The following is a 14893-nucleotide window of genomic DNA, read 5'->3' on the forward strand; positions in this document are numbered from 1 at the left end:
TGTTTCGTCGTTATTTTATTTAGAGATAAATTTGTGAAAGGAACCGATGCAACAGGGTTTATGCAACAGCTGTTGCAACTGTTGCACCGTCAATGTGTCTGCTTCAAACGGCGATGGATCGTCGACCGATTAACGCCGAGTTTTCGCGCCAGCGCGGAAATATTGTTGCCGCATGCGTCAAGCTCGCGGCGCAAGGTTTGTTGGTCCGTGCGGCCATTTCCCGCCGCCGCTTCGGCCTGGAAATGTTCAGGCAAACAGTCAATGGTGACTGTTGCATCTGTTGCAATTGCGGCTGCAACACGCAACGTATTGTCGAGTTCGCGCAAATTTCCCGGCCAACCATAGCCCGCCAGCGCTTTTCTCGCGGCGCGATCAAGCGTGATCGTCTCCCCTTCTTCTTCCCCGATACGGTGCAGAAGATGATCGACCAGATTGTCGAAATCCTGCCTCTGTCGCAGCGACGGCAGGGACAGCGTCGCGGCATTGAGCCTATAGAGCAAATCTTCGCGAAAACGCCCTTCGGCAGCGAGCGCGGCCAGATCGCGATGCGATGCCGACAAAAGCCGGAACTTGACCGGCTTCGGTTTCAAAGCGCCAACAGGCTGGATTTCGCTCTCGGACAGAACCCGAAGCAACCGGCTTTGGAGCGCAAGCGGCATGTCGCCGATTTCATCCAGAAACAGTGTACCGCCATTGGCCGCCTCGATAAGCCCCGTTTTTCCCTTCTGCATGGCACCGGTAAAAGCGCCGGGCACATAACCGAACAATTCGGATTCGATCAACTGTTCCGGTATTGCCGCGCAATTGACAGCGATGAAGGGGCCGGGTTTGGCGTTGCTGTCGTGAATAGCGCGCGCCAGATATTCCTTGCCGCTGCCGGTTTCACCCTTGATAAGAATGGGGATATGCCGGTCCGCCAGTTTGGCCGCACGGGCCTGTAGTGCTTCCATGGCCGGGTCGCCAAAACTCAACTGGCGCAAGGCCGCAGGCAATCGCACGGAGATGCTGGCCGCTGGCGCGCGGAAACTGCTAATAGGCGCAATGGCGCTTGCAAACAGCGCCAGACCGTTGCGCGCGCGGAGCAGACGCTCACCATTGGGGCGTCCGCGCATCAGGGCCGGAAGCTGATCAATATCGATATCGAAGACGCTGGAAATGGGTTTCCCGATGAAGTCCCTCGTTGAGACCGTACTGAGATTCATGCCACGTGCGACTGCACCGAAACCGCCATGCGTCATACCGGTGATCATGCCGTTGCCATCAATCGTCATTGCGGCATCGGGATCGACATCGAGAAAATCCGGCAGTCGCGCCAGACGAAGAACCCAATCCTCGCGGGCCCTCGTCATCAGATTGGCAAGCTCGATCCGCCGCGCAGTCGAAGCCACCAGATGCAGCGCTAGCTGCTGGCTGGCTTTCGCGGTCGGTGAGCGCAGTTGCGAAATATCGAGCACCGCCGACAGATCGCCGAACGTATCGAAGATGGGCGCTGCCGTGCAGGTCAAACCGATATGACAGGCGTCGAAGTGATCGTCCTGATGGATGATGACAGGCTTGCCGGAAACCATGCAGGCCCCGACGGCGCAGGTTCCCGCGCGATCTTCCGACCATTCCGATCCGAGATAGAGGCCCGCCTTGCGCAGCTGATTGTCGAATGTGGGGTCGCCCATGAATTCCACGGTGACACCGCGCGCATCCGACAGCAGCAGGACATAGCTTTGATCGGCGACTTGCCTGAAAAGCGCTTCAAGACCGGTGCGCCCGATGCGGATGAGTTCTTCCGACTGCTCGCGATGCTCCCGCAGTAATGTGTCGGGCACAATATAGGCTTCCTGCGTCTGGGCAGGATTAAGCCGATAATCATTGAGGCAGCGCAGCCAGGATTGAATAACAGGGCGATCGCGATCCGAGGCCCCGCCCATGGCGACGCGCTCAATCTCCTTGATGTGCGACAGTGTCGACACCATGACCATCCTCCTCCGACTGAATGCTGGCACAAGACGGGGAGGCGTTCAAGCGAATAGAGTGTTGTCAGCTTTGGCTGACAAAGGCAGCGTAATTATCACCCAGCACTTTGCCCAATATGGCCGAATAAGCACTGTAATGATCGCCACCTCTGACGACACGTCCGAAAGTCGGCTCCGTAAAGGTCGATAGCGGCAAAAGCACCAGCGGCGTCGAAACCGGCGTCAGCTGCGCGCCCTGCCCTGCGCGTAACGTGGTCAGCAGGCCGAACATCTCGCCCGTAATACTGGGTCGCGACAATACCACCATCCGATATTGCCCGGATGTATTGGTGACGAGATAGATGTGTCCTGACAAATGCGGAACGGATATTGAGCCGTGCTGCGAGAAAGACGCGTCGGTGCGTTCGCGCTCGCGAAACCGCAGTCGCGTGCCCTCATCGTCCCAGACGATTTCCGTGCAATAGGCGAAGATCGCATCGGGATCGCCGAAGGATGGACGCAGGGTCAGATAGGTTCCCTCCAGCCACGAGACAGCAGGTCGCGAATAGGCCCCCAGTTCCTCGGGCGCGTGGCCACTTCCGTAGCCGCTTGCGACCGCGCGCTCGATGGTGTCGCCAGCCTTCTGTGCCTGTGCTGTGCCCGCCTCACGCAGAGCTACGCCCATTGCCTGTTCAAGCCGGATGATGGTGGCAAGCGTGAAAGGACGATGCCCCGACAGCGCTTTTTCCAGCGTTGAAAGGCTGATCCGCGCATCATCCGCGAGTCGCTGGCGCGAAATACGCCGCCGTGCGATTTCCTCGCGAACCCGCGCCGCAACGCTACTGCTTTGATTTTCCGACAGATAGGGGTCCCCGTGGACCATGCGCTGTTTTCCTGATTGCGTACTTTCTTTCACAATTCCACACATGTCCGCCAGCGGCAAGACGGTTTGCGGCAAGATGCGGACGAAAGAGGTCAAAGCTGACGCTGGCGAGGAAACAGCGCCTTGCAGACAATCGCTCCAGTTACTCCACAGAGGAAGGGAGCTTGTCATGCACACCGCAATCACTGTTTCACATCAAAGGGATCGGCGAAATTTTCTCGTCCGCTTCTGCCAGCTTCTATGGTTCGGGAACGCGATCCTGCTCCCCGTGCTGGCCGTGATCTTCGCCTTGTTTCACCCCTTGCAGGCCCGCGCGGAAACAACCGCTTTCGTGACGCCCAACGAGATGGAATCGGGCAGCCTGCTGATGCAGACTGAACAGGCCGGGCAATATGTCGAGGCCCCCCGGCTTGCCACCGATGTGGACATCACTGTCAGCGGCCCAACAGCACGGGCGCGTCTTACCCAGGCCTTTGAAAATCCAACCGACGGTTGGGTTGAGGCGCTCTATGTGTTTCCACTGCCTGAAGATAGCGCGGTTTATTCGTTGAAAATGATCATTGGCAATCGCGTTGTCGTGGCCGACATCAAGGAAAAACAGGCCGCACGCGCCATTTACGAGCAGGCCCGCAGCGAAGGCAAAAAGGCCGCATTGGTTGAGCAGCAGCGGCCCAACGTCTTCACAAATGCGGTTGCCAATATCGGCCCGCATGAAAAGGTCGTCGTGCAGATCGAATATCAGCAGGCCGTTCGTCTGGCCGATAACCGCTTTTCGCTGCGCGTGCCACTGGTCGTTGCGCCGCGCTACAATCCGCAGGACAAGGCCGCCATCGACCAGCGCGCAGAACTGAATGGTGGCTGGGGACAGTCCACCACCAGCACGGCGCAGACCACCGATAACGCGCCGATCCATACATCACTGACTGGCCCGGACAGCACACGAACCAATCCGGTTACGCTTGCAATCAAGCTGGATGCCGGTTTCCCGGTCGATGATCTGAAGAGCCTCTATCACCCCGTCAAGATCGATAGGCTGAATGGCGAGGCGCGCCAGATCACCTTGCAGGGCGATGCCATTGCCGACCGCGACTTCGTGCTCGAATGGGGCGCTGCGGCAAGCAATACGCCAACCGTCGGTCTGTTTCGTGAGCAGGTCGGCAAGGATGACTATGTGCTTGCCTATGTCACACCGCCGGTTCTGGCTTCGTCCAAAAAGACCGGTCGCGAGATTGTCTTCGTGATCGACAATTCGGGTTCGATGGGCGGCACCTCCATGGCGCAGGCCAAAGCCAGCCTCGACTATGCCCTGTCGCGACTGGAACCGAACGACCATTTCAATGTCATCCGCTTCGATGACACTTTGACCAAGTTCTTCCCGGACAGCGTTGCCGCAACCGGCGAGAACGTCACCGCCGCGCGCAGCTTTGTCGGCCAGCTGGAAGCCTCCGGCGGCACGGAAATGCTGCCGCCGCTGCACGCCGCCCTCGATGACAGCCACCAGAGCAAGGGCTTACGCCAGATCGTGTTTCTGACCGATGGCGAAGTGAGCAACGAACAACAGCTTCTCGATACAATTGCCGCCCGGCGTGGACGCTCGCGCATCTTCATGGTTGGCATCGGTTCAGCCCCGAACAGCTATCTGATGAACCGCGCCGCCGAACTTGGTCGCGGCAGCTTCACCCATATCGGTTCGACAGCGGAAGTCGACGAACGCATGCGCGCCCTGTTCGACAAGCTGGAAAATCCCGCCGTCACCGATATCCGGGCCACTTTCTCCGAAAAGAATGTCAGTCTCACGCCGACATTGCTGCCCGACCTTTATCGCGGCGAACCGCTTGTCATTGCTGCCCGCATGGGCAAGGCAACCGGCGAAGTGACCATCAACGGCATGATCGGCGACCATCCTTGGACCGTGACACTGCCGCTCGATCAGGCCAGCAACGCGGAAGGCATTTCCAAGATCTGGGCGCGCCGCAAGATTGACGATGCAGAGGTTGAAGCTACGCTCGGTTCGATCAGCCAGGACGCTGCTGACGCCCGCATCCTGCGGCTGGCGCTCGATCATCATCTGGTGACGCGCCTGACCAGTCTCGTTGCTGTGGATGTAACCCCTTCTCGCGCTGCCAATATACCGCTGACCCAGGCCGATATTCCGCTGCATCTGCCTGCTGGCTGGGACTACCGCACCTTGCTCGGTATCGGCGCAACCCGTGATGCGAATGCCGGACAGTCAACCGAAAGCGAAACCGCCGAGTGGAGCAGCGTCAACCGTCAGGCCGAGCCGCAGGCTGCTCCGTCGCCGGTTTCTCCGAACCTTCCGCTGCCGCAAACGGCGACACCTGCAACCCTTCTGATGCTTCAGGGATTGCTGGCTGTGCTGGTCGGTGCACTTCTCTTCTGGTTCACGCGTCGTGAAAAGGCAGGCAGCCATGAGTAATCATCAGTCCATCCTCAAAGGGGGCGCGCTTGCGCGCTCCCTCTCCACACTCCTCGCCTGCCTTCTGATTGCAGGCGGTCTGGTCCTCGCCGGTCAGGGCATATGGATCCACGCCAAGGCCTTTGCCGCGCAGATCTTGCTGGAACGCGCCTTTACACAGAGTGTCGCGACCGGCGTTCCGGTCAAGCCATGGAGCTGGGCTGATACATGGCCGGTGGCGCGGATCGAAGTTCCGCGACTGGAAACTGCAACAATTGCGCTCAAGGGCGCGAGCGGTCAGGCGCTTGCTTTCGGCCCGGGACATCTCGACAATACGCCCGAGGCTGGAAATCAGGGCACCGCAGTCTATGCCGCGCATCGCGACACCCATTTCGCCTTCCTGAAAAATGTCGAGCCGAACGACCTGATCCGCATCACGCGCCGCGACGGAAAGGTTGTCACCTATCATACGACCCATATGGCCGTAGCCCGCTGGGACGAAGCGCCGATCGACCCGCAGGCGACGGGAAAGCATCTCGTACTGGCGACCTGCTACCCGTTCGACGCAGTCACACCCGGACCGCTTCGCTATTTGGTCTATGCCGATCAGGTCGCCGATCTGGCAGAAAGCGAATGAGCGGGCAGGTTCAGGCGGGGCCAAGCATGATGTTGGTCTCGCTTTTGCTGACGCCCTGAAGCGAACGTATCGTCGAGATCACCTCGTTGAGTTCCGACATCGTCGCCACTTCCAGTTCGGCAATCACATCCCACATGCCATTGGTGTTGAACACACCTGTCAGACCCGGCACACGCTTGATCGCACTGATCGTCGATTTGAGCGATGAGCCTGACATCTCGATCAGCATGAAAGCCCTGATCTGGTCCTTGCCGATATCGTCGCGCACGCGGACCGTGAAACCCTTGATGTCGCCATTGGCCACCATGCGGTCGAGACGCTTCTGGGCCGTTGCACGCGCCACCCCAAGAAGCTCCGCCAGCTGAGGCACCGATGCGCGGCCATTGATACGCAATTCCGTGATCAATCTCTTGTCGAGTTCGTCCATGTTCCCTCTTTCTTTTTAGTAAGTACGACTACCTATATCGGCAGTAATTTATAAAAATAATCACTTTATGTTCTTTTTTGTCAATCTGATTGCAGATATTGATTTTCGCCGAGGGGATTGCCCAGGTGGTTTCCAGACGTCGAACGCGATGGAAACACACGGACAATCCCGGGCCAAATTTTGCTTGGACCGGTCACAAGGTCACGAAAACAAGCGCATGCAAACGGCGATTTCACGGCCCCGATATCCGGGGCTATCACTGGGGAACTGACCTACATGAATACCGCGAAATTTCTCTCGACAGCGCTTCTGGCGCTCGGCCTCAGCTTTTCCATGACCGCGGCGAAGGCCGACGATCTGGATAAGATCCAGAAGGCCGGCAAGATGACCATTGCCCTGTCCGGCGTTTTCCCTCCCTTCAGCTTTGTGGATGAATCCAACAAGGTCGTCGGCTTCGACGTCGATGTCGGCTCTGAAATCGCGCACCGCCTGAAGGTCGAGCCGGAAATCGTCACCACCGCATGGGATGGCATCATCGCCGGTCTGGTCACCGGCCGCTACGACACCATCGTCGGCTCGATGGGCATCACCGAAGAACGCAAGAAGGCCATTGCCTTTGTCGGCCCTTACTACCGTTCGGGTCTGGCGCTGTTCGTCCGCAAGGACGACGCTGCCACCTCGCTCAAGGAATTTGAAGGCAAGACCATCGGCGTGACGCTTGGCGAAACGTCTGAAAAGTGGGTCCGCGAGCAAGGCAAATACGACGTGCGCACCTATAAGGGCCTGCCGGAAATGCTGCTTGACCTCGGTTCGGGCCGTATCGATGCAGTTGTCGCCGACGACGTGCCGGTTCTGGTTGCCATTTCCAAGAGCAACGCGCCGATCAAGCAGGTCAAGGATGACCAGCTGCCGCGCTACGACATCGGCATTGCGGTGCGCAAGAACAATCCGGAACTTGCCGCTGCCATGCAGAAGGCTCTGGACGACATGATGGCAGACGGCACCTACAAGACTATCTCCGAAAAGTGGATCGGCGCGGATATCCGCTAATCTCCCTCTCTAGAAGATGGGTTGTTACACACAACCCATCTTCGAATTTGATCCCCGATAACGCCTTGGTACTGCCCGCTTCTTGACCGCCGACAGACGGCTCGATCAAGCGTCACGGCTCCTCTGGCCATTCCGTGGACCACGTCCATGAGCACCGATGGGGAAGAAAGGTTGAAGGATGGATATCGCACTTATCGAGCGGATTTTTCCCTTCATTGTTCAGTCTGCCTGGGTCACCGTCCAGCTGACCGTCGTATCGCTTTTGATCGGTCTGGTCGTCGCAACCGTTCTGGTCATTGCCCGCTTTTCGCGCTTCAAGCCGTTCCGCTGGTTCGCCACGGGCTATGTCAGCATCATGCGTGGCACGCCGCTTTTGGTGCAGCTTTTTCTGGTCTTCTTCGGCGGCCCGCAATTCGGTCTGGAATTCAGCCCGTTCATGGCCGGTGTGATCACCATGGGCTTCAACATCGGAGCCTATATGTCGGAAGGCATACGCGGTGCCATTCTGGCCGTGGACAAGGGCCAGAACGAAGCTGCCCGCAGCATTGGCTTCGGACGTTTCAACACGATGCGGCTTTTCATTCTGCCGCAGGCAGCACCCTTGATGATCCGTTCGCTCGGCGTCAACACGATCATCCTGACCAAGAGCACCGCGCTTGTCTCGACAATCGGGGTGGTTGAACTGACCTATTCCGCACAGCGTTTCGTAACGTCGACATACAAGCCCTTTGAAGTCTTCACGATCGCCGGCATCGCCTACATCGTCATCATAGCGATCATTTCGATGATGGTTCGCGGCATTGAAACCTTCTTCAACGCTGACAGGAGGGCCGAAGCATGAGCCTCGATTTCACGGTCGTTCCTTCCTATCTGGAGCTGCTCTTCATCGGTCTGCTCTGGACGGTGCTGATCACGATCCTCGCCGGTGTCATCAGCGTGGTGCTGGGCGTCGTCATCGCTCTGGTGACGCTGCATGCGCCCAAGATCGTCAGCTTGCCGGTGCGCGGCATCGTGTTCCTGTTCATGGGAACGCCGCTGCTGCTCCAGCTCTATCTTCTCTATTACGGCCTATCGCAGATCGGCATCATGGTTCCGGCCTTCTGGACCGGCGTCTTCGGCCTTGGCATGCATTATGCCGCCTATAATGCCGATATTTTTCGCGCTTCCCTTCAGGCCGTGGACAATGGCCAGATGGAAGCAGCCCGTTCGCTGGGTTTCAGCCGGGGCATGTCGCTGCGCTATTTCATCATTCCGCAGGCGATCCTGACCGCGCTGCCGCAGGTGGGCAATAACAGCATCATCCTGCTCAAGGATACTGCTGTGCTCTCCGTCCTCGGCATCACGGAACTGGTTTTGAATGCGCAGCGCGCCATCAGCGAAACCTACCGTCCATTCGAATTCTATTTCGTCGCCGCCGTGCTCTATTACGCCGTCAATCTTCTGATGGAGTGGGCATTGAGCAAAGCGGCCAAGAAAGCGGAAGCTATCCGATGAACACACAGACACCCATGATCGAATTGCGCCAGATCAGGAAATCCTATGGCGACCATGAAGTTCTCAAGGGCATCGACCTGACCGTTGCGCGCGGCAAGATCGTATCCATCATCGGCCCCAGCGGGTCGGGAAAAAGCACGCTTCTGCGCTCGATCAACATGCTGGAAGAAACCTCGGGCGGAGAAATCTGGCTCGATGGCAATCAGGTCAACAAGCCGCTCAAGGGCCATGCCTTCGAAAAGCATATCAACCATATCCGTCAGGAAATGGGGATGGTTTTCCAGCAGTTTAACCTGTTTCCGCATCTGACCGTGCTGCAAAATATCATGATCGGACCAATGCGGCTCAAGCATCTGCCGCGCGCCGAAGCGCTGGACCGCGCCAACGCGCTGCTGGCAAAGGTCGGGCTTGTTGACAAGGGCGACGCCTATCCGGCCCGCCTGTCGGGCGGCCAGAAACAGCGCGTGGCGATTGCGCGCGCCCTCGCCATGCAGCCGAAAGTCATGCTCTTCGATGAGGCCACATCGGCGCTCGATCCGGAGCTGGTTGAAGAAGTCAATCAGGTGATGAAGCAGCTCGCCAGCGAGCACATGACCATGCTGATCGTGACCCATGAAATGCGCTTTGCCGCTGAAGTATCCGACCATGTGATGTTCATGGATGGCGGCGTGGTAGTCGAACAGGGATCGCCCGACCAGATGCTGTCCAATCCGAAAGAGGAACGGACCCGCGCTTTCCTGCGAAAGCATCTTTCGCACTAGAGCGCACAGCGCTCCTGAATTTTGTTTTGAAGCGCATTCTTTTCCGAAAACAGTTTAGACTTTTCGGGATGCGCTCTAGTCCACGGAGACGAGATCAATGACTGCGAATGGTTCAAACGGCCTGCAAGGCGCCGTAACGACGGCGCATAACCAAATCGATGCGAAACATGTCGAAGAGCTGGCTCTTCGCATGGTCAGCTGGCGCAGCGAAACCGGCACGCCCGGCGAAGCGGAATTCTCCGGCCGTTTTGTCGAACTGCTGAAGGAAATACCCTATTTCCAGCAGAACCCGGCAAATATCCGCACGGTTGCCAGCCATGGCGATCCGCTGACCCACAATGTGGTGGCGCTCGTTCGCGGCAAGGGTCGTGAGACGGTGGTGCTTGCCGGTCACTTCGACACGGTCGCGACCGACAATTATCACGAGTTGAAATCGCTCTCCTGCGATAGCGTTAATCTGAAAGAGGCGCTGATCAAGGACCTTGGCAAGCGCTCACGCTCGCAGCAGGAAGAGCGCGCGCTGGAAGACCTCCTCAGCGGTGACTTCCTCCCGGGTCGTGGCCTGCTCGATATGAAGAGCGGCATCGCCGCCGGCATTGCCTGCCTTGAACGATTTGCAGCTGATCCCGACCGCAGCGGCAATCTGGTCCTGATCGTCACACCGGACGAAGAGCGCGAAAGCCGCGGCATGCGGTCCATGCGCAATGCGCTGCCGGACATTGCCCACGACTTCGATCTCGATATTTCGGCTGCCATCAATCTCGACGTGACCTCCGATCAGGGCGACGGCAGCGAAGGCCGCGCCGTCTATGCTGGCACCATCGGCAAGCTTCTGCCTTTTGCACTCGTCATCGGTTGCAGCTCCCATGCCAGCTACCCTTATGAAGGCGTCAGTGCACAGGCGATGGCCGCAGGCATTCTCACCCGCTTTGAAGGCAACGCCGATCTTGCCGACCGCGACGAAAAGGACATTTCTCCACCGCCCATCTGCCTTGAGGCAAAGGACCTGCGCGACGGCTATGAAGTGACGACGCCGGAACGCTTCTGGATCGCGCTCAACTGGCTCTATCACGGCATGACTGCCGAAGAACTGTTCAAGCGCTTTCAGGACGAAGTGCGCACCGGCGCGGTCGATGCAGTTGCACGCTTCGCCGCACAGGCCGAAGCCTATGGCAAGCTGGTCGGCAAGCGCGCCGGAGCGACCCCGCCTGAACCGAAGCTGGTCACCTTCACGCAGCTGCGCGCCATGGCGGCAGACATTGCAGGCGACGACTTCGAACGCCTCTATGATGAGCAGGAACAAGGCCTTTCCGGCATCGACAATCCGCTGGCCGTCAGCCGCCAGCTGACCGAATGGCTGGTGGGCGTGGCCCACCTCGCCGGACCGGCGATTGTTGTCGGCTTTGCCGGACTGCACTATCCTGCAAGCCATCTCGACGATACGAAAACCAACGACCGCCTGTTTCAGCAAGCCATTGACGAGACCATCAAGGTCTTTGCCGCTTTCCCCGATCAGAGCCTTGTCTGGAAGCCGCATTTCCAGGGCATTTCCGATATGAGCTTTCTCGGTCAGGCAACGCTTGGACAGGATATCGTATCGCAGAACACGCCCGTGTCGCGCCTCGTCGATCATCCAGCCGCCAATGCGCTGCGGTTCCCTGTGGTCAATATCGGCCCATGGGGTCGCGAGTTCCACCAGAAGCTTGAGCGTGTCCACGCGCCCTACGCCTTCGAGGTTCTGCCGCAGATCGTTTCGATGATCGCTGAAAAATTCCTCGCGGCGAAGACCGGAAACGGCGCCCGCTGATCGGGCGCTCGCGCCCTGTGCAAAAAGGTTCATTCAAATGACCAATGATAAACTGAATATCGTCCCCTTCGTCAGCGTCGATCACATGATGAAGCTGGTTCTGACGGTGGGGGTCGAAACCTTCCTCAAGGAACTGGCCGTAGTTGTCGAAGAAGACTTTCGCCGCTGGGAACAGTTCGACAAGACGCCGCGCGTCGCCTCCCATTCCAAGGAGGGCGTTATCGAACTGATGCCGACCAGCGACGGCACGCTCTATGGCTTCAAATATGTGAATGGGCATCCGAAGAACACCCGCGCGGGGCGTCAGACCGTGACCGCCTTTGGCGTTCTCTCCGATGTGGACAGCGGCTATCCGCTGCTCCTGACCGAGATGACCATTCTCACCGCCTTGCGCACCGCCGCCACCTCGGCGGTAGCCGCAAAGCATCTGGCGCGCCCGGATTCCAAAACGCTGACGATCATCGGCAATGGCGCGCAGAGCGAGTTTCAGGCGCTGGCCTTCAAGGCGCTGCTTGGCATCGACAATCTCCGCCTGTTCGACATCGACCGCTCGGCAAGCGAACGTTGCGCCGCCAATCTGGCCGACAAGGGCTTTGCGGTCACGATCTGCGGTTCGTCGCAGGAAGCCGTCGAGGGTGCGGATATCATCACGACCGTCACCGCCGACAAGCAATATGCCACCATTTTGAGCGACAACATGGTTGGCCCCGGCGTTCACATCAATGCCGTTGGCGGCGATTGCCCCGGCAAGACCGAGCTGAACAAGGAAATTCTCCTGCGCTCGGATATTTTTGTCGAATACCCGCCGCAGACCCGCATCGAAGGCGAAATCCAGCAATTGCCGGAAGATTATCCGGTCCAGGAATTGTGGGAAGTGATCACCGGTAAACTGCCGGGTAGAACATCGGATCGCGCGATCACGCTGTTTGACAGCGTGGGTTTTGCCACTGAAGACTTTTCCGCCCTGCGCTATGTCCGCAGCAAGCTGGAAGAAACCGGTCTCTATGCTGAACTGGACATGCTTGCGGACCCCGATGAACCGCGCGATCTCTATGGCATGCTGCTGCGATGCGAGCAGGCATTGGAAGCCGCATAAGATTTCGCCGGGATGCCTGGCATCCCGGCTCAGAAGATAGTTCGGCCCAACACATGCTGTTGGGCCTGTTGTTGACGCTGCAATGTGATATCACCAACGGCATGTAACAGTGCGCGTGTAGTTGGATATCCATGATCGTCTGAACGATGCAGCAATTGGCCAGAAAAATATCTGCAGAAATCGGCTGGGGTATTCCAAGCTCGATCGTCCTGCATCTGTTGCTGGCCTTTGTTCTGCTCGTCCGCTTGCCGGAATTGCCGACAGCGCAGGAACAGAGCGTCAATGTAGAGCTTGTTCCGCCACCACCGCCCGCCGAAGAAAAACCCAAACAGGACCAGGACAAGCCCGCTCCTGCGCCGCCGCAGGCGCAAGCCCAGAAGCTCGCCTTTGAATCCGCTTCCAACGACCCCAAGGATGAAGCGCCAGAGCAACCGGATGTCCCGCCAGCTGCGCCGGAAGCTAGCGAAAAGCCCGACGAAGTTCCGCCTGCAACTGCCGAGGCCAAGAACGAACAGCCGCAGGAAGAGAAGCAGGAAGCGGCAGAGCTGAGCGCTCAATCTTCAAATGTCGATGACACCAACGGAGCCGCGGCCCCAGCTGTCGAGAACCCGCCTATTCCACAGCCAAAGCCAGAACAGGAAAAGCCAGCAGCCAAGGCCGTTTCAGAGCAAAAGGCTGAAAACTTCAAACAGGCGCGCAGGCTTTACTCGAAGGATGCCCTGTCCGATCCGCGTGTAAAACAAGCGCTCGGCAAGCTCTCGCCAACAGATCGCGTCATCCAGATTTGCAGTATCGAAGCGCTTGAACAGATCCGCCGTCAGCAACCGGGCGCTTTCCCCGACATGCTGGCGCGCGCCGGAGGTTCCGTTTCCAACACCGGTCTGACGGTCAGCAATGGCGCGTTTCGCAGCCGCGCCCAGTGGTATGGTGTGGACTTCAAATGTCAGGTCGATGCCGAGGCGATGTCGATCCAGTCCTTCAGCTATGCCATTGGTCACGCCATTCCCGAAAGCGAATGGGGCGCACGACAACTTCCCAGAGACTAGAATATGAAGTGATGAGACAAGGCTTGCAGCATTTGCTACAGTCCTCCATGTAATGCCCCACGAAACTAACATTGAATGGAGACAGGCATGAAAGTCGTATTTGTGACGACCGCTGTACTCGCTTTGTCGGTTACGGCTGCGATGGCAGACTGCACTTACCATAGTGCGCAATCTTCTACCAAAATGGAAAAGCCGCAAACAACGGCGAGCGCAGAAACTACTGCACCCACCCAGAAATAACTATACTCCCAATGGGAGGTATCGTGTGAAACGGTGCCTCCTGTTTGGGACACGGGGAACCCCAGACGCTAGTCAAAACCGCAGGCTGATTCCCGCCTTGCGGAGAAGCCAATAGAACAGCGCTGTCGCGCCTACCCCCAGCAGCATCGCCCAGCCAAAGCCGGACCCATCGCCGGTGAAGGGCAGTCCGGCGGTGTTCATCCCGAAAATCCCGGCGATCAGCGTGCCCGGCAGCAGCAGGGCGCTCATCACCGCCATTACTTTGAGGCTGCGGTTTGAATCATCCGCGAGTTCCGCCGCGATCTCTTCCTGAAGCAGCCGAGCACGATCATTGACCATGACGATCTCGCGGTCGAGCCGCTCCAGCCGCAAGGAAAGCCGCTTCAAGACCGCATGTCCCATCTCTGGCAAGGTCCAGTCCACACGGTCTTCTTCTTCGAACAGAGCCACCATACCGGCCACCGGACGGTGCAGCGAGACCGCCAGACGGCGCACTTCCTTGAGGTCCCGGCGCTCGTCGTTCAACCGCTCTGTCACCAGCCGGTCTTCCACGGAATCAAGCATCTTGCTTGCTTCGTTGAGCCTTTTCGCCGTGTTCTTGCAGAAACCTGTGACCACAGCCTCGAACAGTTCATAGGCCGTTGTCGGGCAAAAGCCGCTCGCGAATGAATGACGCACCCGGTCTATGGCTTCCAGCGGATGCCGCCTGCCGGTGACAAGAAGTCCGCTCGTCACCGCAAAATGCAGGCGACCGATAGTCGTGGACATGCGCTCCATATCCTGATGCATATCGGCTATGACACCGTGGATCGTCCCGGCTTCGTGGCTGAGCACCAGACTGTCGTCGTGCCCCTCCAGTATCGCCCGCGCCGAGGCTGGCAAGGCGCAACGTTCCGAAAGCCATCCTTGTGCACGCTGATCGACCAGATCCACATGCAGCCAGACCCAGCCGTCCTGCGCGGCCAGTGCAGCACCCACCTCATCAGCTTTCAGTTCAACCACCGGCTGGTTGGGGCGCTTGTGAAAAGCGCCCACCAGACCAGGACAATGTTCCGTGTTGGAACCGTGAATAATGTTCAATGGCGTATAC

13 protein-coding genes are annotated in these 14893 nt (G+C 58.4%); 9 read left to right on the plus strand and 4 right to left on the minus strand.

Annotated elements, in window-relative coordinates; all coding sequences use genetic code 11:
• Positions 1 to 89 precede the first annotated feature (89 nt).
• A complete protein-coding gene (locus FHW03_RS14570; RefSeq protein ID WP_182521278.1) occupies positions 90 to 1967 on the minus strand; it encodes a sigma-54-dependent Fis family transcriptional regulator in 1878 nt (625 codons plus the stop codon).
• 64 nt (positions 1968 to 2031) lie between these two features.
• Positions 2032 to 2829: a helix-turn-helix transcriptional regulator gene (locus FHW03_RS14575; RefSeq protein ID WP_182521279.1), complete on the minus strand. Its 798-nt coding sequence runs from the start codon at positions 2827 to 2829 to the stop codon at positions 2032 to 2034.
• Between the two features lie 169 nt (positions 2830 to 2998).
• Here FHW03_RS14575 and FHW03_RS14580 point away from each other — a divergent pair, with 169 nt between their 5' ends.
• Entirely contained in the window at positions 2999 to 5266 is a 2268-nt protein-coding gene (locus FHW03_RS14580; protein ID WP_182521280.1) for a marine proteobacterial sortase target protein, read from the plus strand.
• A complete protein-coding gene (locus FHW03_RS14585; protein WP_182521281.1) occupies positions 5259 to 5882 on the plus strand; it encodes a class GN sortase in 624 nt (207 codons plus the stop codon). The genes FHW03_RS14580 and FHW03_RS14585 overlap by 8 nt, the downstream gene beginning before the upstream one ends.
• A 10-nt stretch (positions 5883 to 5892) precedes the next feature.
• Here the strand turns inward: FHW03_RS14585 and FHW03_RS14590 are convergent, their stop codons facing one another.
• Positions 5893 to 6309 (minus strand): Lrp/AsnC family transcriptional regulator, encoded by a 417-nt coding sequence (locus FHW03_RS14590; protein ID WP_182521282.1) that lies wholly within the window; start codon positions 6307 to 6309, stop codon positions 5893 to 5895.
• Between the two features lie 276 nt (positions 6310 to 6585).
• Between FHW03_RS14590 and FHW03_RS14595 the strand changes: the two genes are divergently transcribed.
• From FHW03_RS14595 to FHW03_RS14625, 7 genes are all read left to right on the plus strand, one after another.
• Positions 6586 to 7359, plus strand: a complete 774-nt coding sequence (locus FHW03_RS14595) for an ABC transporter substrate-binding protein (RefSeq protein WP_182521283.1) — start codon at positions 6586 to 6588, stop codon at positions 7357 to 7359.
• Positions 7360 to 7537: 178 nt separating this feature from the next.
• Positions 7538 to 8200, plus strand: a complete 663-nt coding sequence (locus FHW03_RS14600) for an amino acid ABC transporter permease (RefSeq protein WP_182521284.1) — start codon at positions 7538 to 7540, stop codon at positions 8198 to 8200.
• On the plus strand, positions 8197 to 8853 hold the full coding sequence (locus tag FHW03_RS14605; protein ID WP_138786152.1) for an amino acid ABC transporter permease: 657 nt from the start codon (positions 8197 to 8199) through the stop codon (positions 8851 to 8853). Before FHW03_RS14600 ends, FHW03_RS14605 begins: the two co-directional genes overlap by 4 nt.
• Entirely contained in the window at positions 8850 to 9614 is a 765-nt protein-coding gene (locus FHW03_RS14610; RefSeq protein WP_280993425.1) for an amino acid ABC transporter ATP-binding protein, read from the plus strand. The genes FHW03_RS14605 and FHW03_RS14610 overlap by 4 nt, the downstream gene beginning before the upstream one ends.
• Before the next feature lie 97 nt (positions 9615 to 9711).
• A complete protein-coding gene (locus FHW03_RS14615) occupies positions 9712 to 11421 on the plus strand; it encodes a M20/M25/M40 family metallo-hydrolase (RefSeq protein WP_182521285.1) in 1710 nt (569 codons plus the stop codon).
• 37 nt (positions 11422 to 11458) lie between these two features.
• A complete protein-coding gene (locus FHW03_RS14620; protein ID WP_182521286.1) occupies positions 11459 to 12517 on the plus strand; it encodes an ornithine cyclodeaminase in 1059 nt (352 codons plus the stop codon).
• Positions 12518 to 12663: 146 nt separating this feature from the next.
• Entirely contained in the window at positions 12664 to 13563 is a 900-nt protein-coding gene (locus FHW03_RS14625) for a DUF930 domain-containing protein (protein WP_182521287.1), read from the plus strand.
• A gap of 312 nt (positions 13564 to 13875) precedes the next feature.
• On the opposite strand, the gene FHW03_RS14630 is transcribed toward FHW03_RS14625, so the two are convergent.
• Positions 13876 to 14883, minus strand: a complete 1008-nt coding sequence (locus FHW03_RS14630; protein ID WP_182521288.1) for a transporter — start codon at positions 14881 to 14883, stop codon at positions 13876 to 13878.
• Positions 14884 to 14893 lie beyond the last annotated feature (10 nt).

This window comes from Ochrobactrum sp. RH2CCR150, from assembly GCA_014138095.1.
Lineage (GTDB): Bacteria > Pseudomonadota > Alphaproteobacteria > Rhizobiales > Rhizobiaceae > Brucella > Brucella gambitense.